Raw genomic sequence first — 24,624 nt, 5'->3', positions numbered from 1 at the left:
CGGGCTCGCGCTCACTCGCCAGCCTCCTGCCAATGCGGATAGGTGACATAGGCGGTGACGGCACCCTGCTCGTGCGAGCGGATGGTGACCGTCTCGCCCTTCGGCATGTAGACGATCTCGCCGGCACCTGCCGTGACGGTGCTGCCGGCGCTGCTGACCGAGAGCTTTCCTTCCAGGACGAGCATGACGTCGTCGACGCCGAGCTTTTCGTCCAGCTGCTGGTTCGGTGCGTAGCGGCCGAAGCCGATGGTGATCGGCCCGCCGTGACGCTGGTCGATCACGTTCGCCGCGAAAATCTCGCCGTCCTGTCCCGGTGAGCGTTCGAACGATGCGTCGGCGAGGGTGATTTTGCGAACTTTCATGACAGCCTTCCGTCTGCGAGCACTGGGGGTGGGGTGGGGACGGAATAGACGCTTGGGCAGGGCTTTGGTTCACGCCGCCTGCGAGGTGGTTTGACGCACCGAGACGTAATATAAGTGTTGACTTATATTCGTAGAGACCGATATTCCGGCTCGAACGAAACGATCGGGAGAAATGCCATGCAGATCGACGTCGCCAGAGTCCTGGGCCTCGTTGCGCGCTCGGTGCGCAATTTCGACAAGGACGGGAAACCCGCGAGCGCGGTGACACTGACGCGGCTCTACGACACCGGTGTCGACGATCTCTGGGACGCCGTGACCAACAGGGACCGCATTCCGCGCTGGTTTGCGGCGGTCGAGGGCGACCTCCAGCTCGGCGGACGTTACCAGGTCAAGGGCAATGCCGGCGGCACCATCACGGCGTGCACGCCGCCGACTCATTTCGCAGCGACATGGGAGTTCGGCGGCGCGATCAGCTGGATCGACGTCACGCTGGCGGCCGAACGAGAGCAGGCGCGTTTGACGCTCGAGCACACCGCCATCATCGAGGATCACTGGACTCAGTTCGGTCCGGGCGCGGTGGGCGTCGGCTGGGACCTCGCGCTCGCGGGGCTGGATCGCTATGTTGCGACGGGGGCATCGGTCGACCATGAGACGGCCGAGGCCTGGATGGTCTCGCCGGAGGGCAAGGAGTTCATAACGACCAGCGGCGAGTCCTGGCGCGCGGCGCATGTCGCCAGCGGAGTCGATCCCGCCGAGGCGAAGCGGCGCTCCGACAGGACCATCGCGTTCTATCGCGGCGAGATGCCGCCCGACATCGCACATCCCGGCACAGGAAGCTGATGCAAATTTTCGAAGTCCTCGCCGATCCCGTGCGCCGCCGCGTCCTCGAGTTGCTGGCGCGCGGCGAGATGGCCTCCGGTGAGGTCGTCGAAATGATCGGGGTCGAGTTCGGGATCACCCAGGCGGCGGTCTCGCAGCATCTCAAGGTGCTGCGCGAGAGCGGCTTTGCCAACGTGCGCGCGGACGCGCAGAGGCGGCTCTATTCGGTCGACGTCGCCGGGCTTCGCGCGGTGGATGCGTGGGTCGGTCAGTTCCGGAATTTCTGGGAGCCGAAGCTGGACGCGCTGGCAACCGAGATCGCGCGCGGCAAGCGCGAGCGCCGCAACGCGCCGATCACCAAGCGGGGTGGGAAGAGGGCGTGAGGACGCGGTTGCCTGGTGGGGCGGCTTCGCCTGCCATCCGTCCAGGCGCCTGTCGTTGGCCGTCCCTCGGGATGCGGACCTGATGCGTGGCACGGGTCTCAAGCACCGATGCTGCTCAGCCTCAGCCTGAGGAGACCGCAAAGCGGTCGTCTTGCAGGACGCGGCGTCCGTCCAGATGGCGCAACGCGACGGATGCGATCGTCCTGCAAGCGGGAATGCATGCATTACGAACTCCGCCCCATCTTCTCGAACTTCTTCACCAGCCGCTCGCGCTTCAGCCGCGACAGCCGCTGGATCCAGAACAGGCCGTCGAGCTGGTCGATCTCGTGCTGATGGCACACGGCGCGCAGGCCGTCCGAGTCCTCGCTTCGCACGTTGCCGTCGAGATCCTGATAGCTGATCCGCACGCGCGCATGGCGCTGCACCTCGTCGTTGACCCCCGGCATCGAGACGCTGCCCTCGCGGTGGAGGATCATCTCGGGCGAGGTCCATTCAATGACCGGATTGACGTAAGTGAGAGGGCCATCTTTGGCGTCGAGCTCGAGTACGACGAGCCGCAAGGGCGCACCGATATGCGGTGCGGTGATGCCGATGCCGGGCGCTGCGCGCATGGTGTCGAGCAGATCCGCCGCAAGCTCGCGCAGGCCCTCGTCGAATGCGGTGACGGGGCGGGCCGGCATCGCGAGCCGGCGGTCGGGATAGCGGATGATGGGACGGATGGTCATACAGGGCTCCTAGCATTCACGGATCATTGAAGCATACTGCTTTGCCAGTTCTACCAACTGGAAGGTAGATAGCTTGCATGAGCAACGTTTCCTCTACTGCCGACGACATCCTGGCCTGTGCGCGCTCGCTGATCATTGCAGGGGGCTATAACGGCTTCAGCTATGCCGACATCGCTGACGTCGTCGGCATCCGCAAGCCGAGCATTCACCATCACTTCGCCAGCAAGGTCGATCTGGTCCGCACCCTCGTGGCGCGCTATCGCGAGGAGGCGCAGGCAGGATTGGCGGCGCTCGAGCGCAACATCCCGGACCCGCGCGACCAGCTCGAAAACTACGTGGCCTATTGGGAGGCGTGCATCACCGATGCGACAGCTCCCTTCTGCGTCTGTGCGCTGCTGGCGAGCGAGCTTCCAATACTCCCCGACGAGGTCGCGCTTGAAGTCCGCGCGCATTTTCGTGCCGTGGCATCGTGGCTGACGGCGGTTCTGGAGCGCGGCAAGCGGAAGGGGCGGCTGCACTTGTCCAGTTCTGCGAAGGTCGAGGCTGAAAGCTTCATGGCGACCGTTCACGGCGCGATGCTGTCATCGCGGGCCTATGGTGATGCCAGGATGTTCGGAACGATCACCCGGCCGTTGCTGGACCGGCTGTCCACCAGGCACTGACGGAGGTCGCGCGAGGCCGGTGGTGCAGCCGGCCTGCGATAATGAATTTGAACTATCAATCTACCAACTAGTAGGAAGAAACTGAAATGACAGATCGTGAGACAACCTTGAACATCGCCGACCGCGCCCAATGGCTGAAGCAGTATTACTTCCTGCGAGCGGCGTTTTCGCTCGCCTGGGTCATCGCGGCCTTGGCCATCGCGCCATCCTCGGCGGTCGTCGCCGCTACGCTGCTCGTCGCCTATCCGGCGTGGGATGCCGCCGCCAATTATCTCGACGCGCTCTGCAGCGGCGGATTGAGTCAGAACAGCACGCAGGCCCTGAACGTGCTGGTCAGCCTGCTGACCGCCTTCGCGGTCGCGTGGGCCCTGCGGGTGAGCATGAACTGGGTGCTCGGGATCTTCGGCGCCTGGGCGATGGTGTCGGGCTTGCTGCAACTCGGCACGGCGTTGCGGCGCTGGAAGCTTTACGGCGCGCAATGGGCCATGGTGCTCAGCGGCGGCCAATCGGCGCTCGCCGGCGGCTTCTTCATCTTTCAGGCCACGATGCCGGCAATCCCGTCGATCGCGAACGTCGCCGGCTACGCCGCGGTCGGCGCGGTCTACTTCCTGGTCTCGGCGGTCTGGCTCACGGTCAGCACCTGGCGCCGCAGCGCCGCCGCGTGAGGCCTTGCATCACACGTCCCATGCGTCGCAATCGGGCTGAGTCGTCTCTGCGCAGGAACCGACCGTCGGACAGGTGTTTTGCCCGACGGGTCAAATCGCGGCGGGCCGCCTTCAGCTCATCGACGCCGATCGTTAAGTCCTTGATCCCGCAGGGGCCGGCTACTGTGCATGGGGTTGTTTTCGCGAATTTTGCCTGGCAGGTCCTGCAAAAACTTGCGTGATCCCTGTCGGCCGGCGCAGTTCCCGTCCGTCTTCCCCTAGGACAAGATTAAATGCGGAGGCCAGAGATGAATTCTTCCACCTATCGCTGGGTGATCGTCGCCGCCGGCGGCCTGCTCGGCTGCGTCGCGATCGGCGGCATGTTTTCGCTGCCGGTGTTCCTGCAGCCGATCGCCAAGGACACCGGCTGGTCGGTGACCGGCATCTCCAGCGCGATGACGATCGGCTTCCTGGCAATGGCCTGCACCAGCATGGTCTGGGGCACGCTGTCCGACCGGTTCGGTCCGCTGCCGGTGGTGCTGACGGGATCGACGGTGCTGGCGCTCAGCCTGTTCGCGGCGAGCCATGCGACCTCCCTGATCGTGTTCCAGGTCGTGTTCGGCCTTCTGACCGGTGCCTCCTGCGCGGCGATCTTCGCGCCGATGATGGCGACCGTGACCGGCTGGTTCGATACCCATCGCAGCCTTGCCGTGTCGCTGGTGTCCGCCGGCATGGGCGTGGCGCCGATGACGATGTCGCCGCTGGCGGCCTGGCTCGTCTCGAACCATGACTGGCGTACCTCGATGCAGATCGTGGCTCTGGTGGTCGGCGCCATCATGATCCCGGTCTCGTTCCTGGTGCGCCGTCCGCCGGCGCTCGTACAGGCCGCGGCCGCACCGATGGGCGAGGGGGCCGGGCAGGACGAGATGTCGATGGGCGAGGCGCTGCGCTCGCCGCAATTTCTGATCCTGCTCGCGACCAACTTCTTCTGCTGCGCCACCCATTCCGGTCCGATCATCCACACCGTCAGCTACGCCGTGAGCTGCGGCATTCCGCTGGTCGCGGCGGTGACGATCTACAGCATCGAGGGTTTTGCCGGTCTCGGCGGCCGCATCGCCTTCGGCCTGATGGGCGACCGTTTCGGCGCCAAGCGCGTGCTGGTCTCGGGGCTGCTGCTGCAGGCATTCGGCGCGCTCGCCTACGTCTTCGCCCATCAGCTGGCGACGTTCTACGCCGTCGGCGCGGTGTTCGGCTTCATCTATGCCGGCACCATGCCGCTTTACGCCGTGCTGATCCGCGAAAACTTTCCGCTCAGGATGATGGGCACGGTGATCGGCGGCACGGCGATGGCCGGCAGCCTCGGCATGGCGACGGGCCCGCTCGCCGGCGGCCTGATCTACGACGCCTTCTCCAGCTACGCCTGGCTGTACATTCTTTCCTGGGCGATGGGCCTCGGCGCCTTCCTGATGGCGATGACGTTCAAGCCCTTCGCGAAGCCGCAGGTCGCCGTTGCCCCGGCGGCCGCATGATCGGAGAACTCAGAGGCGCTTCTCGAAGAACAGGTCCGGATAGGGATCGTCGTTGAAGCGCGGAATCTCGCGCCAGCCCATGCTGCGGTAGAGCTGGGCGGCTTCTGGCAGCGCGCTGTTGGTGTCGAGCCGCAGCAGCGTGATGCCGAGCTCGCGCGCGGCGCGTTCTGCCGCGTCCATCAGCCGCCGGCCGAGTCGCAATCCGCGCGCGGCGGGCGCGACCCACAGCCGCTTGATCTCGGCATAGCCGTGATCGGTTCCCTTGAGGCCGACGCAGCCGATCGGCAGCGTGTCTGACATCGCGACGATGAAGCAGCCGCGCGGGCGGCGCATGTCCTTGGCGTCGGGGTCGCGCGACAGCGAGACGTCAAAGCCTTGTTTGAAGCGGCGGCCGAGTTCGGCATAATACTCGCCGAGGCAGTAGCGCGCTTGCTCGCTTCGCGGATCCATCTCCTCCAGCGCAACACGCTCGCGCGTCAACGCGGACGCGATCAGGTCCATCGCCGCCAGCAGCGCCTCGCGTTGCGAATGCTGCGCGAGCAAGCCCTCGGCCTGCGTGTTCGACAGCGCCTCATACGCTGCGAACTCGCGCCGGCCTGTCCGTGTCAATCTCGCGACACGCCGGCGTGCATCGTCCTGATGCGCTTCGGTCTCGACCAGTCCTTCGTCCTCGAGACTGCGCAGCAGACGGCTCATCAATCCGGAGTCGAGACCGAGATAGTCGCGAATCTCGGCGACATCCGAACGCCCGTGCCCGATCGCGTTGAGCACCCGCGCCGCACCCAGCGGCCGGCCGCGCCCCAGGAAGGAACTATCTAGCGCGCCGACGGCGGAGGTGACGGCACGATTGAAGCGGCGAACGCGCGAGACGGGGTCGAGCATGATGTCTGACTTTAGTCAGGTATCGTTGCCTGTCAATTGCGCGATCAAGCGAACAGTCGCGCTTCTTTGTGAGTTGTGCCCGAGCGGCAGGCCGCTACCATATGCCAGCTGCCGTGGAACACGGGAGCCAGCAAAGCGGAGGCGACATGAGCGGGCAGGAGCGCAAGGTGAAGGGATCCGACCTGTTCGTCGCGGCGCTGGAGAACGAGGGGGTCGATCGGATCTTCGGCGTTCCCGGCGAGGAGAATCTCGATCTCGTGGAATCCTTGCGCACCTCCAAAATCGAGCTGGTCCTGACCCGTCACGAGCAAGCCGCCGCTTTCATGGCGGCGACGCATGGCCGGCTGACCGGCAAGCCCGGCGTTTGCCTGTCTACGCTCGGCCCCGGCGCGCTCAACCTGTCCACCGGCGCGGCCTATGCGCATCTCGGCGCGATGCCGATGATCCTGATCACCGGCCAGAAGCCGATCATGAGCAGCCGGCAGGCGCGCTTCCAGATCGTGGACGTGGTCGCGACCATGAAGCCGCTGACGAAGCTGTCGCGGCAGATCATCAATGCCTCGAGCATTCCGACCGTGGTGCGCGACGCCTTTCGCGTCGCGATGGAGGAGCGGCCCGGGCCGGTGCACCTCGAATTGCCCGAGGACGTCGCCGGTGACGAGGTGTCGGATGTCCCCGTGATCCCGGTGCATCCGATCGAGATCCCGGTGGCCCACCGCGCCGCGCTCGACCGCGCCGCGGAGATGATCCTGTCCGCAAAGCGTCCGCTGGTGATGATGGGGGCCGCAACCAGCCGACCGCGTTCGACGCACGGCATATCGAGCTTCGTGCGGCGCACCGGCATTCCGTTCTTCACCACGCAGATGGGCAAGGGCACCGTACCCGGCGGCACAAATCTCTACATGGGCACCGCCGCACTCTCCGAGCGCGACTACGTCCACGACGCCATCGATGCCGCCGACCTGATCGTCGCGATCGGCCACGATCCGATCGAGAAGCCGCCCTTCATCATGGGGCCATCGGGGCCGAAGGTCATTCACGTCAGCTACACGTCGGCCAGTGTCGAGCAGGTCTATTTTCCGGATGCCGAGGTTGTCGGCGATGTCGGCCCGAGCCTCGAACTGCTCGCCGACCGTCTCGAAGGCAAGCTGCCGCAGGCGGCGGCGCTGCTGCCGCTGCGCGAGGAGATCCTGGGCCACCTCGCCGACCGCGCCACCGAGGCTCGCTGGCCGCCGACGCCGCAGCGCATCGTGCACGACATCCGCCAGGTGATCCCCGAGAACGGCATCGTCGCGCTCGACAACGGCATGTACAAAATCTGGTTCGCGCGCAATTACCGCACACGCGTCGCCAACACGCTGCTGCTCGACAATGCTCTGGCGACCATGGGGGCCGGCCTGCCGTCGGCGATGATGGCCGCAATGCTCTATCCTGACTGCCGCGTGCTCGCGGTCGCCGGCGACGGCGGATTCATGATGAATAGCCAAGAGATGGAGACCGCCATCCGTCTCAAGCTCAACCTCGTCGTGCTGGTGCTCGAGGACAATGCCTACGGCATGATCCGCTGGAAGCAGGCCGTTGATCATTTCGCCGATTACGGCATGACCTTCGGCAATCCCGACTTTGTTCTGTATGCGAAGGCATACGGGGCGAAGGGGCATCGGATCGAGAACATCGACAGTTTCGGCCCGACGCTGGATGCCGCGTTCAAGGAGGGCGGCGTGCATCTGGTCGTGATCCCGATCGACTATTCGGAGAACGTGCGGGTGCTGGTCGACGAGCTGCGGGCGCACGAGAAGGCGAAGGCTTGACGACAGTGGTCTCGTGCCCCGGACGCAGCGCCTCTTGGCGGTGCGCTGCAGAGCCGAGTCCCTCCACCAGCGAGCCCTATCGCCTGCTGGTCCCGGCTCTGCGCAGCAACGCTAAAGCGTTGCAGCCCGTCCGGGACACGAGAGTGATAACTTGCGCCGCGCCGCTGGGCGCCGAAACTGAGTAGCCACCAACGATAGGAATAAAACATGGCTCGCATTCGCTGTATCACCGAGATGGGCATGGGCGTCGACGTCCACGGCAGGGACGCCACCAAGGCGGCCAAGCGCGCGGTTTCGGATGCCATCAGGCATTCGAGCCTCGGCTTCTTCCGCATGATCGGCAAGACTGCGAACGACATGTTCGTCGACGTCACGATCGCGGTGCCGAACCCCGAGGCGGTGGACAAGGAAGCCGTTGCGAAGGAGCTGCCTTACGGCACCGTCACCGTCACCGCCGTCAAGGGTGGATTGGAGATTCCCTCCGCCACGGAAGTCGCCAACGATCCCATCCTGATCGCGAATGCCGCCGTCATCGTCAGCTTCGAGAAGGACTGAGGCGGTGTCCGACAGCGATGAGGCGCTGCTTGATCGTCCGATCTGGAGCGCGCTGACGACCAGCCACAAGCATCTGGCCGAGGGAGGTCCGCTAGCCCGGCGCTATCCCGTCGACATGACGCCGTTCGCCGACATGGTCGACATGTCCGCAACAAGTTTTGCAGCGCTCGGCGATCTCATGTCGCCCTCGCAGGTCGCAGCGCTGTTCACGCCGGAGCCGGTCGAGATTCCCTCCGGATTCAAGGTCGTGCTGGCCGAGACGGGCGAGCAGATGATCGGCTCGCCCGCCGACAGTCCGTTGCGGGATGCCGAGATTATCACGCTGGGAGCGGCCGACGTGCCTGCGATGACGGCGCTGGTGGAGTTAACCAAGCCCGGGCCGTTCGCGCGGCGCACCCACGAACTCGGCACGTTCCTCGGCATCCGCGCCGGCGGCGAATTGGTTGCGATGACGGGCGAGCGGATGAAGCCGGGCAAGTTCGTCGAGATGACGGCGGTTTGCGTGCATCCCGACTATCGCGGGCGCGGCTATGCGCAGGCGCTGCTCGCGGCGGTGGCGCGACGGATCGAAGCGCGCGGGGACGTTCCATTCCTGCACGTATTCTCGAACAACACCTCCGCGATTGCGCTGTATCAGCGGCAGGGCATGCGGATCCGGCGTCGGCTGTACGTGACGGCGTTCATGAGGGAAGGATAGGCGGCCTTCATTTCCAACGAAAGTTCGCTATATCCGTTCTAACCAGATTTTGGGGGAAGCACATGGACGCCAGAACGACCGATTTTTCCGCCGTGCGGACGGCTATGCAGCGTTACGTCGATCAGGAGATCATCCCGGGCGCATCCTGGTCCGTGCTGCGCGGGCGCGAATTGGTCGATCAGCAATGCATCGGCTTTGCCGATCGCGAGGCGAACACTGCTCTGCGGCCTGACCATATCTTCCGCGCCTTCTCCAATACCAAGATCTTCGTCACCTGCGCGATCATGCTGCTGGTCGAGGAAGGCCGCATCGGGCTCGACGACCGGATCGAGACAATCCTGCCGCAACTCGGCAATCGCAAGGTGCTCAAGCAGGGTGCGAAGAGCCTTGCCGATGTCGAGCCGGCGAAGAGCCTGATTACGATCCGGCATCTCCTGACCCACACCGCGGGCCTCAGCTACGGCATCTTCGATCCCGGCTCGGTGCTGTTCAGAGGCTACAACGAAGCGCGCGTGCTCAATCCGCTGACGCCGCTCTCCGACATGATCGACAAGCTGGCCGATCTGCCGCTGTCTTATCATCCCGGCGCGGCCTGGGAATATTCGGTGGCGACCGACGTGCTCGGCCGGATCGTGGAGGTCGTCTCCGGCCGGGCGCTCGATGCCTTCCTCAAGGCGCGCATCTTCGATGTGCTGGGTATGACCGATTGGCTTCCACGTTCCCGAGGCGCAGCAGGGCAGGCTGGTTGCGCTCTACAATGGCGCCGACGTGCTCGATCCCATGAAGCCGGGCCTCACGCGGGCCGACAATCTGCCGTTTCCGCAAGCCTATCGACGGCCGTTCCCGCGGCTCTCCGGCGGCGGCGGTCTGGTCTCGACCTTGCCCGACATGCTCGCGCTGGTCCGCGCGTTGCTACCCGGTTCGGATGCGCTGCTGAAGCCGGAAACGCTGCGGCAGATGATGACGAACCAGCTCCCGGCAGGGCAGACCATCCGCTTCGCCAATCTCGGCCCGATCCCCGGCAAGGGTTTCGGCCTCGGCGGTGCCGTCACCTTTGCGCCGACGCCGTTCGATCCGCCGAACTCTACCGGTGAATTCCAGTGGGGCGGCCTTGCCGGCACCCATTGGTGGATATGTCCGCAGGCCAACATGGCAGGCGTCCTGATGGCCCAGCGTTACATGGGCTTCTGGAATCCGTTCTTCTTCGAGTTCAAGCGTCTGGCCTATCAGGCTGTCGGAGGCTGACGCGAAAATAATTACGCCCCCCGCGAATCCTTTTCGGCCGACGCACCCTCTTGATGGTCGAGGCATTGAGCCTCGGCTCATCTCGGAGGATGCAATGGCGTTTTACAGGAAGAACATCGGCGGTCTGCACCAGGCGTTGCGGATCGCCTTGGGCGCAGCGATGGTGGCCGCGGCGTTCATTTATCTGGTCGGGGCGACCGCCTTGCTGGTCGCGCTCGGCGGTGCCGGCGTCGCGTTGACCGGCCTTGTCGGTTATTGCCCGATGTGCGCGGTGGCAGGGATCGGGCGAGGGGGCGTGTCGTGAGTGCGGCTGCGATCTCATCTAAGCTGTTCGAGTGCGCACGGCTCGGCGATCCCCATGCGATCGCTGCGCTGCTCGAGACGGCGCAGCCCGACATCCGCCGGTATGCGCGCGCAACCTGCCGCAGCTCGGCGGATGCCGAGGATGCGGCGCAGGAAGCATTGTGGATCCTGTTCCGTCACGTCGGCACCATCCGCTCGTGGCTCGCGTTTTCGGCGTGGCTGTTCAGCGTTGTCCGCCGCGAATGCCTGCGGCTGGCGCGCAGAGCAGGCCTCGCGCCTGATATTGATGACGATGCGGCCGAAGCTCTGCTGTTGACGCGTCCCGAAAACGATCTGCGGATCGACGTGGCCGCGGCGTTCGAGGCGCTGCCGCCGCACTATCGCGATGTCGCGCTGATGCGGGACGTCAAGGAGATGACCATCGATGAAATCGCCGACGCAATTGGTGCGACCCGGCAAACCGTAAAGGCGCGCCTGCATCGCGCCCGCGCCTTGATGCGCGAATATCTGACGAGGTGAGCCATGACCGATTATCAAAACCCTGACGATCTCAAGTCGGTCCCGGCATTCGCAGCCCTCGCGCCGGTCGAGGCCAAGGCGTTCCTGGCCTTCAACCATGCGGTCGAGCGGAAGGACGGATTGATTCCGCCGAAATACCGCGAGCTGATCTCGCTCGCGGTCGCCCTCACCACGCAGTGCGCCTATTGCCTGGACGTCCACACGGCCGCAGCAGCCAGCGTCGGCGCTTCCCGGGAAGAAGTAGCAGAAGCTGCAATGATCGTGGCGGCCGTCCGGGCTGGTGGCACGCTCGGGCATGCGTTGCTGGCGCAGCGTCTGTTTGAACGCCATCACGACAAGACGTTGTAGGTCTTGGGACGCGCGAGGACATCGACCATGACGGACGCGTAACTTGCCAAATTATCTTGGCCTGGACGGATTTCGCCTTGGCTGGGTCGCGGCCTGGATCAACGAGCGCGGCGATCATGGCTTCGACTATTCGCCAGGCCTGACGCGCCTGCTCGCAATGCCGCATGCGCGTGCGATGATCGACATGCCGATCGGATTGAAACCGGCCGGCTATCGCCTGTGTGACCTGCGCGCGCGAGAGCTGATCGGCCCTGCCGTATTTCTCGGCGCGCGCCGCGATCTCTGGACTTTCTCCGACATGGCGGAGGCTAACCGCCACTATTGGACGCGTGAAGGTAGGGGCAGGGGTGTGTCGGCACAGCTGTGGAATATCAGGGACAAGATCAGGGAAGTCGACGATCTCATGACGCCGGCGCGACAAGCGACGGTCGGAGAAGCGCATCCGGAGCTGATTTTCTGGAATCTCGCCGGACAAGTCCGGCTCGCGAAAAAAACTTCGGCGCAGGGCCGCGAGCAGCGCGTGGCTCTGCTGAAAGCTCGGGGCTTCACCGAGGTCGAGAGATGGCTGACGCTGCGCCACGGCACCGGCATCGGTCGCGACGATCTCATCGACGCCTGTGCCTGCGCGGTGGCGGCGCGCGACAGCGCACAGCGTGCCGGGGGCGAGGAGACAGATCCGCGCGGATTGCGGATGGAGATCAACTATTGAGAAGAGCAGGCTGTTCGGGAAAAAGCGGCAATTTATTTGAAGCTTGCAGGAACTTGCGCCAGTCGCTCGGCGTTCCCGTCCGAACAAATGCCGGAGAAGCTCTTGCGATGAATGATGCCAGTCAGTTCGCCACTGCGATGCTCGCTCTCGTTTTCACTGGAGCACTGCTCGTCACCGGTCAGCTCTTCATCGAGCAACGCGCGCAGCGCGACGTCGCCTACACCAGCGGGCACGTGTTGCGGCCGATGTGACGGACGGGCGATTCGGGCATTGATCTGACGGCTGGTCGACCTTGCGCCGTCGGCAGGCTGGCCTAGATTAGGCGGCGTTTCACCAACGCAGCCGGAGTGCCGATGTCAGATCTCGCCGCCTTTCCCATCACCAAGCGCTGGCCGGCCAAACATCCCGAACTGCTCCAGCTCTATTCGCTTCCGACGCCGAACGGCGTCAAGGTCTCGATCATGCTGGAAGAGATCGGGCTTCCCTACGAGGTCCATCTCGTCGATTTCGGCAAGGACGACCAGAAGACGGCGGAATTCCTCTCGCTCAACCCGAACGGCAAGATCCCGGCGATCCTCGATCCCAACGGTCCCGGCGGCAGGCCGCTGCCGCTGTTCGAGTCCGGCGCGATTCTGCAATACCTCGCGGAGAAGACCGGCAAGCTTCTGCCCGAGGACGCTGCGCGCCGCTACCAGACCATCCAGTGGGTGCACTTTCAGATGGGAGGCATCGGGCCGATGTTCGGCCAGGTCGGCTTCTTCCACAAATTCGCCGGCAAGGATTTCGACGACAAGCGTCCGCGCGACCGCTACGTCGCCGAAGCCAGGCGCCTGCTCGGTGTGATGGAGGCGCATCTTTCGGGACGCCAATGGTTCATGGATGACGATTACACCATCGCCGACATCTCGATGCTTGGGTGGGTGCGCAATCTCATCGGCTTCTACGGCGCCGGCGATCTGGTCGAGTTCAGCCAGTTCAAATCGGTCGGAGCCTGGCTCGAACGCGGGCTGGCGCGCCCGGCGGTGCAGCGTGGGTTGAACATTCCGCCGCGGCCCTGAGAGATCAAAACAGCCTGCCGCCGTTCGGCACCGGCTTGCTCGGCTGCACCAGCACGACCTTGCCGTCGGCATCGGGGAAGCCGAGCGTCAGCACTTCGGAAATGACGGGCCCGATCTGGCGCGGCGGGAAGTTGACCACGGCGGCGACCTGCTGCCCGACCAGGGTATCGAGCGGATGATTCTCGGTGATCTGGGCCGAACTCTTGCGCACCCCGATCACCGGGCCGAAATCGATCCACAGCCGGAAGGCCGGCTTGCGTGCCTCCGGAAACGGCTTTGCATCGACGACGGTGCCGACCCGGATATCGACCGCGAGGAAGCTGTTGAAGTCGATGGTCGGCGTGGCGGCGGCTGCGGGATCGTGGGTGACGTGCATGGGATGTCCGTTCGGCGAGTTGGCGTCGTTCGCAATATTGTCGCGCGGGGCGGAGTTTCGTACAACGCTGCGAACGTCACGTAGGCCATGCGCGAGGGACATCTTGCCCACCACCATCTACGGCATCAAGAACTGCGATACCATGAAGAAGGCGCGCGCCTGGCTCGACACCCACGGCGTCGCGTATGAATTCCACGACTACAAGGCGGCAGGCGTGGACAAGGACAAGCTCAAGCAGTGGAGCGACAAGGTCGGCTGGGAGACGCTGCTCAACCGCGCCGGCACGACGTTCAAAAAGCTGCCCGATTCCGACAAGGAAGGCCTCACTGAGAAAAAAGCGCTGGCGCTGATGCTAGCGCAACCATCGATGATCAAGCGGCCGGTGCTGGAGATCGGCGGCAAGCTGCTGGTCGGCTTCAAACCCGACATCTATTCCAAGGACGTCAAATCGCGCTGAAGGTCAGTTGAGCTCGACGGTCTCGGTAGCGACGGCGGGACCGGACGAGTCGGCGAACTCGACCACGTCAGCGGCCGCGATGCGGCCGGGCGCGCGGTGGAACAGATCGCGTTCGATGACGGCACGCAGTTTCGGGCGCGGCAGCGCGTCATTTCCGCGCATCAGATTTCTGATCTCGAAGCCGCCGTCCTCGCAGAAGGTCTTCAGCGAGGCGATGATGTGGCAAACCTTGCCGTCGGTCCGGAACGGCAGCAGCAGCCGTTCGTAGGCGACCACGCGACCATAGATGTCGTCGACGTCGGCAACGCTGTAGACCGGCAGCCCGCGCGCGGCGCATTCATAATAGATCGGCATCACGAAAGGCACGAGACGCGGCCCGATATAGTCATCGAGCAGCACGCCCTTGCCGGTATGGCCGTAGGCGCGCGAGATCCGCGTGCCTTCGCTCTGGATGGTGAGCCGCGGCTCCGCTGTCGAGGCATCCACCGTATAGTAGATCAGATCGGACAATTCGTCTTCGAGGCGGGCGGGCTGGTACTCCCAGATCGCCGGCGCGTTCTGCTGGCGTGCATAAAGTCGCAGCCACGTGTTCAGGAGATCACGCTGCCTGATCGATTTGACGATGGAGGGAGCGGCGCTAGCGAAATTCAAAACAATATTCCCGGCAGTTCGAAACCCGCGAATGATCCTCCGCGCGGGAAAATTTTTGATGAAGGCTGGCGCGCGGGCCGAAAGACCGTTAACGACGGCTTGACGACCGGTGTCTTGCGAGCCGGGAGGCCGGGCAGGCGATATCGAAACGGGTCCGACTAAGGGAGCATAAGTCTCCCGGGCGGAGACCTGATCTGCTCAGCTTTCCGCCTTGCCTAACCCCCGTCACCTCCGGCATATTCCGCGCCCGGAGGCGACGTTTCGGGACAGGCTGCAAGGATAAGCTCCAAGGCCCCCGGAAAGCCGAAGCAACTAGGGATAGCCACGCTTTTCGCGGGCAGGGGGAAATCTGTTTGGCCGATGAGTTTATTCTCGAAACGGAAGGCTTGAGCAAGGAGTTCGCGGGCTTCTTCGCCGTCCGCGACGTTGCGCTCAAGGTTCGCCGTGGCAGCATTCATGCGTTGATCGGCCCGAACGGGGCCGGCAAGACGACGTGCTTCAATCTTCTGACCAAGTTCCTCAAACCGTCTGCCGGAAAAATCCTCTACAAGGGGCAGGACATCACCGCGATGGCGCCGGCCGACGTGGCGCGCCTGGGGCTTGTTCGTTCGTTCCAGATTTCGGCGGTGTTTCCGCATCTCACCGCACTGGAAAACGTCCGCGTCGCGCTTCAGCGCCAGCACGGCTCCTCGTTCGATTTCTGGCGCTCGAAATCCGTGCTCAACCAATTCAATGATCGCGCACGCGATCTGTTGAACGATGTCGGCCTCAGCGAGTTCGCGAACACGCCCGCGGTCGAGATGCCCTATGGACGCAAGCGTGCATTGGAGATCGCAACCACGCTTGCGCTCGACCCTGAGATGATGCTGCTGGATGAGCCGATGGCCGGCATGGGCCACGAAGACATCGACAAGATCGCGGCGCTGATCAAGCGCATCTCGGCGAAATACACCATCCTGATGGTCGAGCATAATCTAAGCGTCGTGGCCAACCTGTCCGACATCATCACCGTGCTGACGCGCGGGCAGGTGCTGGCGCAAGGCCATTACTCGGAGCTCACCAAGGACGAGCGCGTCAAGGAAGCTTACCTGGGAGCCGGTCATGCCTGACACTGCGATCGCCGGGGCTCCGGCCAAGGCTGCGACCGGCGGAAACATCCTTCAGATCCGCAACCTGGAAGCCTGGTACGGCGAGTCCCACATCCTGCACGGGATCAACTTCGACGTGAACGCGGGCGAGGTTGTCACCCTGCTCGGGCGTAACGGCGCCGGCAAGACGACGACGCTCAAGTCGATCATGGGCATCATCGGCAAGCGTACCGGCTCGGTGAAGTTCAACAACCAGGAGATCATCCGCGCGACCTCCGACAAGATCGCGCGCATGGGCATCGCATTCTGTCCGGAAGAGCGCGGCATATTCGCCAGCCTCGACGTGCGGGAGAATTTGCTGTTGCCCCCGGTGGTCCGTGAAGGCGGCCTGCCGCTCGAACAGATCTTCGACCTGTTTCCGAACCTGAAGGAGCGGCTAAACAGCCAGGGCACCAAGCTGTCCGGTGGCGAGCAGCAGATGCTGGCGATCGCGCGCATCCTGCGCACCGGCGCGAGCTTCCTGATGCTGGACGAGCCGACCGAGGGTCTCGCACCGGTCATCATCCAGCAGATCGGCCACACCATCGCGCGGCTCAAGAAGGAGGGTTTCACGATCCTCCTGGTCGAGCAGAATTTCCGCTTCGCATCGACCGTTGCCGACCGCTACTACGTCGTCGAGCACGGCAAGATCATTGACGGATTTGCCAATGCGGATCTTGCCGCCAACATGGACAAGCTCCACACCTATCTTGGTGTCTGATACCGCCAACGAGAAAATTCAAAAAAGGAAAGTTGCATGAAGACGACGTCGATTGCATCGTTGCTGCTGAGCACCGCGCTCACCTTCGCCGTGACAGGCGTCGCATCCGCCCAGGACAAGACCGTCAAGATCGGCGCGTTGTCCGATCAGTCCGGCCTCTACGCCGACCTTGGAGGTCCCGGCTCGACGCTCGCTGCACAGATGGCCGTTGAGGATTCCGGCCTTGCCGCAAAGGGCTGGAAGATCGACATCATTTCAGGCGATCACCAGAACAAGCCCGATATCGGCACCGCGATCGCGCGGCAGTGGTTCGACGTCGACAAGGTCGACATCATCGTCGACGTCCCGAATTCCGGCGTGGCCCTTGCCGTCAACAACGTCGTCAAGGAAAAGAACGGCGTCTACATCAATTCGGGCGCGGCGACCTCCGATCTCACCAACGCGCAGTGCTCGCCCAACACCGTGCACTGGACCTACGACACCTACATGCTGGCCCACACCACCGGCCAGGCGCTGGTGAAGGCGGGCGGCGACAGCTGGTTCTTCCTGACCGCCGACTACGCCTTCGGTGCGGCGCTCGAGCGCGATACCAGCGCGGTCGTCACCGCCAACGGCGGCAAGGTGGTCGGCGGCGTCAAGCATCCGCTGAACACGCCGGACTTCTCGTCGTTCCTGCTCCAGGCGCAGTCGTCCAAGGCAAAGATCATCGGTCTGGCCAATGCCGGCGGCGACACCACCAACTCGATCAAGCAGGCAGCCGAATTCGGCATCGGCAAGGGCGGTCAGAAGCTCGCGGCGCTGCTGCTCTTCCTGACCGACGTCAAGGCGATCGGTCTGGAAACGGCGCAGGGCCTCAACTTCACCGAGACCTTCTACTGGGACATGAACGACCAGACCCGGGCGTTCTCGAAGCGCTTCGGCGAGAAGATGAAGAACGGCGCGATGCCGACCATGGTGCAGGCCGGTGTCTATGCGGGCGTGCGTCACTATCTCAAGGCGCTCGAAGCCCTCGGCGGCAATCCGCATGACGGCGTCAAGGTCGTCGAGAAGATGAAGTCGATGCCGACGGAGGACGAGCTGTTCGGCAAGGGCGAGATCCAGCCCAACGGCCGCACCATCCACAGCGCCTATCTGTTCGAAGTGAAGAAGCCCTCCGAATCCAAGGGGCCGTGGGACTTCTACAAGCTGGTCGGCACGGTGCCGGGCGATCAGGCTTTCACGCCGCTGTCCGAGAGCAAGTGTCCGCTCTTGAAGAAATAAGACAACAGCCCGCGGCGCCGTCAGGCTCGCGGGCGACTTTCAGGGAACGCCGAAGGGACCGGGTGCGGGATCGATGCAGGCTCTATACGCTCAGCTACTGGTGGGACTGATCAACGGCTCGTTCTACGCGCTGCTCAGTCTCGGGCTTGCCGTTATCTTCGGCATGCTCAACATCATCAATTTCGCCCATGGCGCGCTCTATATGATGGGCGCCTTCGTCGCCTATTTCCTCTTGAACCTCGGCGGCATCAACTACTGGTGGGCGTTGCTGCTGGCGCCCATTATCGTCGGCATCTTCGGCATGATCCTGGAGCGGACCATGCTGCAATGGCTGACCGGGCTCGACCATCTCTACGGCCTGCTCCTGACCTTCGGCATCGCGCTGATCGTGCAGGGCGTGTTTCAGAACTATTTCGGCTCCTCCGGCCTGCCTTACGCGATTCCGGACCAGCTCAAGGGCGGCATGAATCTCGGCTTCATGTTCCTGCCGATCTACCGCGGCTGGGTCGTCATCTTCTCGCTGGTGGTGTGCATCGCGACCTGGTTCCTGATCGAGAAGACGCGGCTCGGCGCCTATTTGCGCGCAGCGACTGAAAATCCAACGCTGGTCCGCGCTTTCGGCGTCAACGTGCCGCGTATGATCACGCTCACCTACGGTCTCGGCGTCGGCCTTGCCGCGCTTGCGGGCGTGCTCTCGGCGCCGATCAACCAGGTGCGGCCGCTGATGGGCGCCGATCTCATCATCGTGGTGTTCGCGGTGGTCGTGATCGGCGGTATGGGATCGATCATGGGCTCCATCATCACCGGCTTCGCGCTCGGGGTGATCGAGGGACTGACCAAGTACTTCTACCCCGAGGCCTCCAACACCGTCGTGTTCGTGCTGATGGTGCTGGTGCTCTTGGTGAAGCCAACGGGATTGACGGGAAGGGCAGCCTGATATGACAACCCTGACGGACGACACGCTGCCGGTGACCCCTCGCGCGATGCGCGACGAGATGATCGCCTTTGTGCTGATGGCGCTGTTGCTGGCGTCGGTCCCATTCACGGGCGTCTACCCGTTCTTCGTGATGCAGGCGCTGTGCTTTGCGCTGCTCGCCTGCGCCTTCAACCTGCTGATCGGCTATGGCGGCCTGTTGTCGTTCGGACACGCCATGTTCCTGGGGACCGCCGGCTATTGCTGCGCGCACGCGCTGAAAGTGTGGGCGTTGCCGCCCGAACTCGGCATCCTCGTCGGCATCGCCGCGGCTTTCGTGCTCTCGCTGATCACCGGCTACATCTCGATCCGCCGCCAGGGCATCTATTTCTCGATGATCACGCTGGCGCTGTCGCAGCTCCTGTACTTCATCTACCTCCAGGCCCCCTTCACCCACGGTGAGGACGGCATCCAGGGCATCCCGCAGGGACGCATGTTCGGCGTCCTCGATCTGTCCAAGCCGACGGTGCTCTACTACGTCGTGCTGGTCGGGTTTCTCGCCGGCTTCCTGCTGATCTTCCGCATCATCAATTCGCCGTTCGGCGAGGTGCTGAAGGCGATCCGCGAGAACGAGCCGCGCGCGATTTCGCTCGGCTACCGGACCGACCAGTACAAGTTCCTGGCTTTCGTGCTGTCGGGAACGCTGGCCGGTTTTGCCGGTGCGCTCAAAGTGTTCGTGGCGCAGAATGCCTCGCTCACCGACGTTCATTGGTCGATGTCGGGCGAGGTCGTGCTGATGACGCTGGTCGGCGGTCTCGGAACCATCTTCGGCCCCGTGGTCGGTGCCTTCGCGATCATCGCCATGCAGCAATATCTCGCGGGCTTCGGCCAGTGGGTGACGGTGATCCAGGGCGCGATCTTCGTGATCTGTGTGCTGACCTTCCGCCGCGGCGTCATCGGTGAAATCGCGCATTACTTCCGGCGGTCGCTCTAACTGTCTGATACGAAAGCGGCTTACCGGCCGCTTGAAAGCGGTGGATGACCCGGCTCCGCGGGCGTGAGATGGCACGCGCGCGGATCGAAAATGGTCTATGACAGTTTCATGACGGCCTGACAGGGCCGGGCCATTTCCAACCGGTAGCCTACCCCCATGATGCGATGGTTTCGTGCTTTCCTGCCCAAGGAAGAACGGTTCTTCGACCTGTTCGACCGGCATGCGCAGACGGTGATCCAAGGCTCCATCGCGCTCCAGGGCATGCTGAACGGGGGCGAGGAGACGCCGGTCTATTGCCAGCGCGTCAACCAGTTCGAGAATGATGCCGACAACATCACCCGGGAGGTGCTGACGGCGGTACGCCGCACCTTCATCACCCCGTTCGACCGCGGCGACATCAAGAACCTGATCACGTCACTGGACGACGCCATCGACCAGATGCAGCAGACGGCGAAGGCGGTGATGCTGTTCGAGGTCCGCACCTTCGAGCCACCGATGCGCGAGATCGGCGGGCTGCTGATCGAATGCGCCAATCTGGTCGGCCGCGCGCTGCCGCTGATGCAATCGATCGGCCCGAACGTTGCCATGCTGACCGCGATCACGGAGGAGCTCGGCAAGCTCGAGGGCCGCGTCGACGATCTCCACGACATCGGCCTGAAGGAGCTGTTTCTCAAGCACCGCGACGGCAATGCGATGGACTTCATTGTCGGCGTCGAGATCTACGACCATCTCGAAAAGGTGGCGGATCGCTTCGATGACGTCGCGAACGAGATCAACAGCATCGTCATCGAGCAGGTCTAGCGCATGATCCGGAACAGTGTGCAGCGGTTTTCCTTCGCGACGAACGCCGAACGCGTTTGCGCGGAGATCATGCGCCAACTTTAAGGCAGGGCCGCCGTGGATGCCGCGTTGGGTCTTCCCGTCCTGGTCGGCTTGATCGCCGTTGCGCTGCTGTTCGACTTCCTGAACGGCCTGCACGACGCCGCCAATTCGATCGCCACCATCGTCTCGACCCGCGTGTTGCGGCCGCAATTCGCGGTATTCTGGGCCGCGTTCTTCAATTTCGTCGCCTTCTTGGTGTTCGGGCTGCACGTCGCCCAGACCATCGGCACCGGCATCATCGATCCCGCGATCGTCGATGCCCAGGTGATCTTCGCAGCCCTGGTCGGCGCCATCGTCTGGAACCTCGTGACCTGGGCGCTCGGCATCCCGTCGTCCTCGTCTCACGCCTTGATCGGCGGCTTGTTTGGTGCCGGCGTGGCCAAAGCCGGGCTTTCGGCTGCGGTCTGGAGCGGATTGTCCAAGACGGTGCTCGCAATCGTGCTGTCTCCGCTCGTCGGCTTCCTGCTCGCGATGGTGCTGGTTGCGATCGTCTCCTGGGCTTCGGTCCGCTCAACGCCTTTCGCCGTGGACCGCGCCTTCCGGATCCTGCAATTCGCGTCGGCCTCGCTGTATTCGCTCGGCCATGGCGGCAACGACGCGCAGAAGACCATGGGTATCATCGCGGTGCTGCTCTATTCGCAAGGCCATCTCGGCAGCGAGTTCTCGGTGCCGTTCTGGGTGGTGCTGTCCTGCCAGGCGGCGATGGCGTTGGGCACGCTGATGGGCGGCTGGCGCATCGTCCGCACCATGGGCCTGCGCATCACCAAATTGACCCCGATGCAGGGCTTCTGCGCCGAGACCGGAGGCGCCGCGACCCTGTTCATAGCGACCTATCTCGGGGTTCCCGTCTCGACCACCCACACCATCACCGGTGCGATCGTTGGCGTCGGCGCCGCCCGGCGCCTCTCGGCGGTTCGCTGGAATGTCGCAAGCTCGATCGTCTATGCCTGGGTCATCACGATGCCGGCCTCGGCCATCGTCGCGGCGCTGACCTGGTGGGCAGTCAAGCTCTTCGTCAGGTAACCAGCTTCAGCCCGACGATCCCGGCGACGATCAGCCCGATGCTGGCCAGGCGGAGGGCGGTCGCCGGTTCGCCGAACAGGATGATGCCGAGCGTTGCGGTGCCGACCGCGCCGATGCCGGTCCACACCGCATAGGCGGTTCCAACGGGCAGGGATTTGAGCGCAAATCCGAGCAGGACGACGCTGCCGGCCATGGCCGCGAGCGTGACGACGGACGGAACGAGCCTGGTAAAGCCCTCGGTGTATTTCAGGCCGATCGCCCAGGTGATCTCGAGAAGGCCCGCGACGAACAGGATGCTCCAGGCCATGACAACCCTCCATTCAAGGCAGGGTCGTCCCCGCGGCTGACATGCTGATGGGCGGGGAGGCCGTCCTCCCCCCAAGGCCGGTAGGGCCAAGGCCGATATGGGGCTGGCTGGAAGGCTCCGCAATCACCAAATGAGGCTTGATAAGGCCCATTTTCCCTGCCACACGCTGCCGCCATGTCCGACATCGCCACCACCACCGCCGAATCGCCGGCTCGTTCGCCGCTTGCCGCCGAAGTGGCGCGGCGACGCACCTTTGCGATCATCTCCCATCCCGACGCCGGCAAGACCACGCTGACCGAAAAGCTGCTGCTGTTCGGCGGCGCCATCAACCTCGCCGGCCAGGTCAAGGCCAAGGGCGAGCGGCGCAACACGCGGTCGGACTGGATGAAGATCGAGCGCGAGCGCGGCATCTCGGTCGTGACCTCGGTGATGACCTTCGAGTTCGAGGGCCTCGTGTTCAACCTCCTGGACACGCCGGGCCACGAGGACTTTTCGGAAGACACTTATCGCACGCTCACGGCGGTCGATTCCGCCGTGATGGTGATCGACGCCGCCAAGGGTATCGAGGCGCGCACCCGAAAGCTGTTCGAGGTGTGTCGTCTTCGCGATATCCCGATCATCACCTTCATCAACAAGATGGACCGCGAGAGCCGCGACGTGTTCGAGCTGCTCGACGAGATCGAGAAGACGCTGGCGCTCGACACCACGCCGATGACATGGCCGGTCGGCCGCGGCCGCGACTTCCTCGGCACCTACGATGTCGTCAACGGCGGCGTGCGCCTGCTCGAAGGAGGCGGAGCCAAAACCGGCGCGGCGCAGCAGATCGCGATTGAGGAACTGGCCAAGCTCAACGCCAACCTCGATGTCTCCGCGGTGAAGGACGAACTGGAGCTCGTCACCGCGGCGTCGAAGCCGTTCGAGCTCGAAGCGTTCCGCGAAGGTCATCTCACGCCGGTCTATTTCGGCAGCGCGCTGCGCAATTTCGGCGTCGGCGATCTCCTCGAAGGCCTCGGCAAGTTCGCGCCGGAGCCGCGCGCGCAGGACAGCGACCAGCGCAGGGTCGAGGCCACTGATCCGCGCATGAGCGCCTTCGTGTTCAAGATCCAGGCCAACATGGACCCGAACCACCGCGACCGCATCGCGTTCGCGCGCCTCTGCTCGGGCAAGCTCAGCCGCGGCATGAAGGCCAAGCTGGTGCGCACCGGCAAGAGCATGCCGCTGTCGAGCCCGCAATTCTTCTTCGCGCAGGACCGTTCGGTCGCGGATGAGGCCTTCGCGGGCGACGTGGTCGGCATTCCCAACCACGGCACCCTGCGCATCGGCGACACACTGACCGAGGGCGAGGATTTCAACTTCGTCGGCGTGCCGAGCTTTGCGCCGGAAATCGTCCGCCGCGTCCGGCTCACCGACGCGATGAAGGCCAAGAAGCTGAAGGAAGCGCTGCAGCAGATGTCGGAGGAGGGCGTGGTGCAGGTGTTCCGCCCGCGCGACGGCGCGCCTGCGCTGGTCGGCGTCGTCGGCGCGCTGCAACTCGACGTGCTGAAGGCGCGGCTGGAGGCGGAGTATTCCTTGCCCGTCGAGTTCGAGGTCAGCGAATTCCAGCTGGCGCGCTGGGTCTCCTCTGACGATCGCAAGAAGCTCGACACCTTCATCGCCGCCAACACCTCCAGCATCGCCGACGACGTCGACGGCGATCCCGTCTATCTCGCGCGGAACGAATTCTATCTCGGCTACACCAAGGAGCGCGCCGAGGGCATCGAATTTACCAACGTCAAGGACGTCAAGAAGAAGGGGTAGCGTGAACGCGCCCCGCTTGCAGCCTCACCCTGAGCTGTCATTCCCCGCGAAGGCGGGGAATCCAGTACGCCGCAGCCCATCGATTCCATCGCCGCCGTAACGGCGTACAGGGTCGCCCGGTCGAGCCCGACGACGACAGTGTGCCTTGAACGCAAGCACGTGAACAGCAACAGGCTTGACGTTGTCGGAGGCAATGCCACCTTCACCTCGTCTGACCTTGCGAGTTCAGTCCATGTGGCGCGGCATCTTCATCCTTCTGCTGTTCGTGGTCGCGGCTCACGCCGACGCGCGTCCCCGCCAGATCAATCCGATCCCGTTCTCCCACGAGCCCTGCAGCGTGCTCGACGGCCGGCCCTGCACCCCGTCTTATTGCAGCCCGCTCGAACCCGGTCCCTGCATTCCCGAGATCGACTATCCCTACGGCCAGAATCTCCAGCTCACCATCCAGAGCGTGCCGTCCGAGTCCGACCGCGCCAAATATCAAAAGCCCGATCACGATCTCGACACGATCGGCGACCTCTTCGCCGAGTTGCGCAGCTGCTGGTCGCCGCCACCGGATGGTGCGCGCGCCGGCATGCAGGTGTCGGTGCGTTTCAGTTTCAACAGGGCCGGTGGCCTGATCGGCCCGCCGCGCCTCACATTCGCGACCCCAGGCGTTCCGGCCGACACCCGCACGACATATCTGAAGGCGATCAACGCATCGCTGAACGCCTGCCTGCCGCTGAAATTCACCGGCGGACTCGCCGGCGCCCTGGCCGGGCGGCCGATCGCGATCCGCTATGTCGACAATCGCGAGCCGGGAAAATAGCTCTATCCCCTCATCCTGAGGAGCGCGTTCTTCACGCGCATCTCGAAGGATGAAAGG

At 64.0% G+C, this 24,624-nt stretch carries 31 protein-coding genes and 1 pseudogene; 26 read left to right on the top strand and 6 right to left on the bottom strand.

Translation table 11 applies throughout. The features are described 5' to 3' along the window. Positions 1–11: 11 nt before the first annotated feature. Positions 12–362 (bottom strand): cupin domain-containing protein, encoded by a 351-nt coding sequence (locus JQ580_RS07440; RefSeq protein WP_212278996.1) that lies wholly within the window; start codon positions 360–362, stop codon positions 12–14. Between the two features lie 177 nt (positions 363–539). On the opposite strand from JQ580_RS07440, the gene JQ580_RS07435 reads away from it, so the two are divergent. Continuing rightward, a complete protein-coding gene (locus JQ580_RS07435; RefSeq protein WP_212278995.1) occupies positions 540–1,202 on the top strand; it encodes an SRPBCC family protein in 663 nt (220 codons plus the stop codon). After that, complete coding sequence (locus JQ580_RS07430) at positions 1,202–1,564, top strand: ArsR/SmtB family transcription factor (protein ID WP_212278994.1); 363 nt, start codon at positions 1,202–1,204, stop codon at positions 1,562–1,564. The genes JQ580_RS07435 and JQ580_RS07430 overlap by 1 nt, the downstream gene beginning before the upstream one ends. A gap of 224 nt (positions 1,565–1,788) precedes the next feature. Here JQ580_RS07430 and JQ580_RS07425 read toward each other — a convergent pair whose 3' ends face one another. Beyond that, complete coding sequence (locus JQ580_RS07425) at positions 1,789–2,289, bottom strand: peptide deformylase (protein WP_212278993.1); 501 nt, start codon at positions 2,287–2,289, stop codon at positions 1,789–1,791. A gap of 77 nt (positions 2,290–2,366) precedes the next feature. Between JQ580_RS07425 and JQ580_RS07420 the strand changes: the two genes are divergently transcribed. The 3 genes from JQ580_RS07420 (at position 2,367) to JQ580_RS07410 (ending at position 5,124) form a co-directional block, all read left to right on the top strand. Then, complete coding sequence (locus JQ580_RS07420; RefSeq protein WP_212278992.1) at positions 2,367–2,951, top strand: TetR/AcrR family transcriptional regulator; 585 nt, start codon at positions 2,367–2,369, stop codon at positions 2,949–2,951. A gap of 86 nt (positions 2,952–3,037) precedes the next feature. Beyond that, positions 3,038–3,616, top strand: coding sequence for a DUF308 domain-containing protein (locus JQ580_RS07415; protein WP_212278991.1), 579 nt, complete (start codon positions 3,038–3,040; stop codon positions 3,614–3,616). A gap of 287 nt (positions 3,617–3,903) precedes the next feature. Then, the gene (locus JQ580_RS07410; protein WP_212278990.1) at positions 3,904–5,124 is read left to right on the top strand and encodes an MFS transporter; all 1,221 of its coding nucleotides are present in this window, start codon (positions 3,904–3,906) and stop codon (positions 5,122–5,124) included. A gap of 9 nt (positions 5,125–5,133) precedes the next feature. Here the strand turns inward: JQ580_RS07410 and JQ580_RS07405 are convergent, their stop codons facing one another. Further along, positions 5,134–6,006, bottom strand: coding sequence for a bifunctional helix-turn-helix transcriptional regulator/GNAT family N-acetyltransferase (locus tag JQ580_RS07405; RefSeq protein WP_212278989.1), 873 nt, complete (start codon positions 6,004–6,006; stop codon positions 5,134–5,136). Positions 6,007–6,152: 146 nt separating this feature from the next. Here JQ580_RS07405 and JQ580_RS07400 point away from each other — a divergent pair, with 146 nt between their 5' ends. The 11 genes and pseudogenes from JQ580_RS07400 (at position 6,153) to JQ580_RS07355 (ending at position 13,251) form a co-directional block, all read left to right on the top strand. Beyond that, a complete protein-coding gene (locus tag JQ580_RS07400) occupies positions 6,153–7,817 on the top strand; it encodes an acetolactate synthase large subunit (protein WP_212278988.1) in 1,665 nt (554 codons plus the stop codon). A gap of 207 nt (positions 7,818–8,024) precedes the next feature. Continuing rightward, complete coding sequence (locus JQ580_RS07395; RefSeq protein WP_212278987.1) at positions 8,025–8,372, top strand: Lin0512 family protein; 348 nt, start codon at positions 8,025–8,027, stop codon at positions 8,370–8,372. A gap of 4 nt (positions 8,373–8,376) precedes the next feature. Beyond that, a complete protein-coding gene (locus tag JQ580_RS07390) occupies positions 8,377–9,069 on the top strand; it encodes a GNAT family N-acetyltransferase (protein WP_212278986.1) in 693 nt (230 codons plus the stop codon). A gap of 62 nt (positions 9,070–9,131) precedes the next feature. Continuing rightward, positions 9,132–9,812: pseudogene (locus JQ580_RS34290) on the top strand (serine hydrolase domain-containing protein); the annotation flags it as partial. 25 nt (positions 9,813–9,837) lie between these two features. After that, positions 9,838–10,314: a serine hydrolase gene (locus JQ580_RS33740; protein ID WP_311982232.1), complete on the top strand. Its 477-nt coding sequence runs from the start codon at positions 9,838–9,840 to the stop codon at positions 10,312–10,314. A 94-nt stretch (positions 10,315–10,408) separates the two neighbouring features. Continuing rightward, positions 10,409–10,618: a YgaP family membrane protein gene (locus tag JQ580_RS07380; protein ID WP_212278985.1), complete on the top strand. Its 210-nt coding sequence runs from the start codon at positions 10,409–10,411 to the stop codon at positions 10,616–10,618. Further along, positions 10,615–11,136 (top strand): RNA polymerase sigma factor, encoded by a 522-nt coding sequence (locus JQ580_RS07375; protein WP_212278984.1) that lies wholly within the window; start codon positions 10,615–10,617, stop codon positions 11,134–11,136. The genes JQ580_RS07380 and JQ580_RS07375 overlap by 4 nt, the downstream gene beginning before the upstream one ends. Before the next feature lie 3 nt (positions 11,137–11,139). After that, the gene (locus JQ580_RS07370) at positions 11,140–11,484 is read left to right on the top strand and encodes a carboxymuconolactone decarboxylase family protein (RefSeq protein ID WP_212278983.1); all 345 of its coding nucleotides are present in this window, start codon (positions 11,140–11,142) and stop codon (positions 11,482–11,484) included. Positions 11,485–11,527: 43 nt separating this feature from the next. After that, positions 11,528–12,193: a DUF429 domain-containing protein gene (locus JQ580_RS07365; protein ID WP_212278982.1), complete on the top strand. Its 666-nt coding sequence runs from the start codon at positions 11,528–11,530 to the stop codon at positions 12,191–12,193. 107 nt (positions 12,194–12,300) lie between these two features. Beyond that, a complete protein-coding gene (locus tag JQ580_RS07360; RefSeq protein ID WP_199581192.1) occupies positions 12,301–12,444 on the top strand; it encodes a hypothetical protein in 144 nt (47 codons plus the stop codon). A 102-nt stretch (positions 12,445–12,546) separates the two neighbouring features. After that, positions 12,547–13,251 carry a glutathione S-transferase family protein gene (locus JQ580_RS07355; protein WP_212278981.1) on the top strand — a complete coding sequence of 235 codons (705 nt, stop codon included), beginning with the start codon at positions 12,547–12,549 and terminating at the stop codon, positions 13,249–13,251. Between the two features lie 4 nt (positions 13,252–13,255). Here the strand turns inward: JQ580_RS07355 and JQ580_RS07350 are convergent, their stop codons facing one another. Next, positions 13,256–13,627 carry a tRNA-binding protein gene (locus JQ580_RS07350; RefSeq protein WP_212278980.1) on the bottom strand — a complete coding sequence of 124 codons (372 nt, stop codon included), beginning with the start codon at positions 13,625–13,627 and terminating at the stop codon, positions 13,256–13,258. Positions 13,628–13,730: 103 nt separating this feature from the next. On the opposite strand from JQ580_RS07350, the gene JQ580_RS07345 reads away from it, so the two are divergent. Next, positions 13,731–14,084 (top strand): ArsC family reductase, encoded by a 354-nt coding sequence (locus JQ580_RS07345; protein WP_212278979.1) that lies wholly within the window; start codon positions 13,731–13,733, stop codon positions 14,082–14,084. Positions 14,085–14,087: 3 nt separating this feature from the next. On the opposite strand, the gene JQ580_RS07340 is transcribed toward JQ580_RS07345, so the two are convergent. Next, positions 14,088–14,735, bottom strand: coding sequence for a PAS domain-containing protein (locus tag JQ580_RS07340; RefSeq protein WP_212278978.1), 648 nt, complete (start codon positions 14,733–14,735; stop codon positions 14,088–14,090). A gap of 353 nt (positions 14,736–15,088) precedes the next feature. Between JQ580_RS07340 and JQ580_RS07335 the strand changes: the two genes are divergently transcribed. The 7 genes from JQ580_RS07335 (at position 15,089) to JQ580_RS07305 (ending at position 21,655) form a co-directional block, all read left to right on the top strand. Further along, positions 15,089–15,844, top strand: a complete 756-nt coding sequence (locus JQ580_RS07335) for an ABC transporter ATP-binding protein (protein WP_094974563.1) — start codon at positions 15,089–15,091, stop codon at positions 15,842–15,844. Next, the gene (locus JQ580_RS07330) at positions 15,837–16,583 is read left to right on the top strand and encodes an ABC transporter ATP-binding protein (protein WP_212278977.1); all 747 of its coding nucleotides are present in this window, start codon (positions 15,837–15,839) and stop codon (positions 16,581–16,583) included. Before JQ580_RS07335 ends, JQ580_RS07330 begins: the two co-directional genes overlap by 8 nt. Positions 16,584–16,619: 36 nt before the next feature. Next, the gene (locus tag JQ580_RS07325) at positions 16,620–17,843 is read left to right on the top strand and encodes an ABC transporter substrate-binding protein (RefSeq protein WP_212278976.1); all 1,224 of its coding nucleotides are present in this window, start codon (positions 16,620–16,622) and stop codon (positions 17,841–17,843) included. Between the two features lie 73 nt (positions 17,844–17,916). Continuing rightward, on the top strand, positions 17,917–18,780 hold the full coding sequence (locus JQ580_RS07320; RefSeq protein ID WP_106952223.1) for a branched-chain amino acid ABC transporter permease: 864 nt from the start codon (positions 17,917–17,919) through the stop codon (positions 18,778–18,780). A 1-nt stretch (position 18,781) separates the two neighbouring features. Beyond that, on the top strand, positions 18,782–19,750 hold the full coding sequence (locus JQ580_RS07315) for a branched-chain amino acid ABC transporter permease (protein WP_212278975.1): 969 nt from the start codon (positions 18,782–18,784) through the stop codon (positions 19,748–19,750). Between the two features lie 156 nt (positions 19,751–19,906). Next, the gene (locus tag JQ580_RS07310; RefSeq protein ID WP_028136881.1) at positions 19,907–20,551 is read left to right on the top strand and encodes a DUF47 domain-containing protein; all 645 of its coding nucleotides are present in this window, start codon (positions 19,907–19,909) and stop codon (positions 20,549–20,551) included. Positions 20,552–20,647: 96 nt separating this feature from the next. Next, the gene (locus JQ580_RS07305; protein ID WP_212278974.1) at positions 20,648–21,655 is read left to right on the top strand and encodes an inorganic phosphate transporter; all 1,008 of its coding nucleotides are present in this window, start codon (positions 20,648–20,650) and stop codon (positions 21,653–21,655) included. Here JQ580_RS07305 and sugE read toward each other — a convergent pair. After that, positions 21,648–21,962 carry a quaternary ammonium compound efflux SMR transporter SugE gene (gene sugE, locus JQ580_RS07300; protein WP_212278973.1) on the bottom strand — a complete coding sequence of 105 codons (315 nt, stop codon included), beginning with the start codon at positions 21,960–21,962 and terminating at the stop codon, positions 21,648–21,650. The genes JQ580_RS07305 and sugE overlap by 8 nt on opposite strands. A gap of 174 nt (positions 21,963–22,136) precedes the next feature. On the opposite strand from sugE, the gene JQ580_RS07295 reads away from it, so the two are divergent. Beyond that, the gene (locus tag JQ580_RS07295) at positions 22,137–23,759 is read left to right on the top strand and encodes a peptide chain release factor 3 (protein ID WP_212278972.1); all 1,623 of its coding nucleotides are present in this window, start codon (positions 22,137–22,139) and stop codon (positions 23,757–23,759) included. Positions 23,760–23,991: 232 nt separating this feature from the next. Beyond that, a complete protein-coding gene (locus JQ580_RS07290) occupies positions 23,992–24,567 on the top strand; it encodes a hypothetical protein (protein WP_212278971.1) in 576 nt (191 codons plus the stop codon). Positions 24,568–24,624: the final 57 nt, after the last annotated feature.

This window comes from Bradyrhizobium sp. SZCCT0148, assembly GCF_018129985.1.
Lineage (GTDB): Bacteria > Pseudomonadota > Alphaproteobacteria > Rhizobiales > Xanthobacteraceae > Bradyrhizobium > Bradyrhizobium japonicum_H.
Note: the sequence above shows the minus strand (reverse complement) of the source record. Positions and strands in the feature narration are given on the sequence as shown.

What these genes read in the sequence shown, in the direction of transcription:
- JQ580_RS07435 (WP_212278995.1), top strand. Translation starts at nt 540, where the DNA reads ATGCAGATCGACGTCGCCAGAGTCCTGGGCCTCGTTGCGCGCTCGGTG.
- JQ580_RS07320 (WP_106952223.1), top strand. Translation starts at nt 17,917, where the DNA reads ATGCAGGCTCTATACGCTCAGCTACTGGTGGGACTGATCAACGGCTCG.
- JQ580_RS07315 (WP_212278975.1), top strand. Translation starts at nt 18,782, where the DNA reads ATGACAACCCTGACGGACGACACGCTGCCGGTGACCCCTCGCGCGATG.
- JQ580_RS07440 (WP_212278996.1), bottom strand. Translation starts at nt 362, where the DNA reads ATGAAAGTTCGCAAAATCACCCTCGCCGACGCATCGTTCGAACGCTCA.
- JQ580_RS07355 (WP_212278981.1), top strand. Translation starts at nt 12,547, where the DNA reads ATGTCAGATCTCGCCGCCTTTCCCATCACCAAGCGCTGGCCGGCCAAA.
- JQ580_RS07425 (WP_212278993.1), bottom strand. Translation starts at nt 2,289, where the DNA reads ATGACCATCCGTCCCATCATCCGCTATCCCGACCGCCGGCTCGCGATG.
- JQ580_RS07360 (WP_199581192.1), top strand. Translation starts at nt 12,301, where the DNA reads ATGAATGATGCCAGTCAGTTCGCCACTGCGATGCTCGCTCTCGTTTTC.
- JQ580_RS07380 (WP_212278985.1), top strand. Translation starts at nt 10,409, where the DNA reads ATGGCGTTTTACAGGAAGAACATCGGCGGTCTGCACCAGGCGTTGCGG.
- JQ580_RS07410 (WP_212278990.1), top strand. Translation starts at nt 3,904, where the DNA reads ATGAATTCTTCCACCTATCGCTGGGTGATCGTCGCCGCCGGCGGCCTG.
- sugE (WP_212278973.1), bottom strand. Translation starts at nt 21,962, where the DNA reads ATGGCCTGGAGCATCCTGTTCGTCGCGGGCCTTCTCGAGATCACCTGG.
- JQ580_RS07350 (WP_212278980.1), bottom strand. Translation starts at nt 13,627, where the DNA reads ATGCACGTCACCCACGATCCCGCAGCCGCCGCCACGCCGACCATCGAC.
- JQ580_RS07370 (WP_212278983.1), top strand. Translation starts at nt 11,140, where the DNA reads ATGACCGATTATCAAAACCCTGACGATCTCAAGTCGGTCCCGGCATTC.
- JQ580_RS07295 (WP_212278972.1), top strand. Translation starts at nt 22,137, where the DNA reads ATGTCCGACATCGCCACCACCACCGCCGAATCGCCGGCTCGTTCGCCG.
- JQ580_RS07430 (WP_212278994.1), top strand. Translation starts at nt 1,202, where the DNA reads ATGCAAATTTTCGAAGTCCTCGCCGATCCCGTGCGCCGCCGCGTCCTC.
- JQ580_RS07310 (WP_028136881.1), top strand. Translation starts at nt 19,907, where the DNA reads ATGATGCGATGGTTTCGTGCTTTCCTGCCCAAGGAAGAACGGTTCTTC.
- JQ580_RS07405 (WP_212278989.1), bottom strand. Translation starts at nt 6,006, where the DNA reads ATGCTCGACCCCGTCTCGCGCGTTCGCCGCTTCAATCGTGCCGTCACC.
- JQ580_RS07415 (WP_212278991.1), top strand. Translation starts at nt 3,038, where the DNA reads ATGACAGATCGTGAGACAACCTTGAACATCGCCGACCGCGCCCAATGG.
- JQ580_RS07395 (WP_212278987.1), top strand. Translation starts at nt 8,025, where the DNA reads ATGGCTCGCATTCGCTGTATCACCGAGATGGGCATGGGCGTCGACGTC.
- JQ580_RS07420 (WP_212278992.1), top strand. Translation starts at nt 2,367, where the DNA reads ATGAGCAACGTTTCCTCTACTGCCGACGACATCCTGGCCTGTGCGCGC.
- JQ580_RS07290 (WP_212278971.1), top strand. Translation starts at nt 23,992, where the DNA reads ATGTGGCGCGGCATCTTCATCCTTCTGCTGTTCGTGGTCGCGGCTCAC.
- JQ580_RS07400 (WP_212278988.1), top strand. Translation starts at nt 6,153, where the DNA reads ATGAGCGGGCAGGAGCGCAAGGTGAAGGGATCCGACCTGTTCGTCGCG.
- JQ580_RS07330 (WP_212278977.1), top strand. Translation starts at nt 15,837, where the DNA reads ATGCCTGACACTGCGATCGCCGGGGCTCCGGCCAAGGCTGCGACCGGC.
- JQ580_RS07325 (WP_212278976.1), top strand. Translation starts at nt 16,620, where the DNA reads ATGAAGACGACGTCGATTGCATCGTTGCTGCTGAGCACCGCGCTCACC.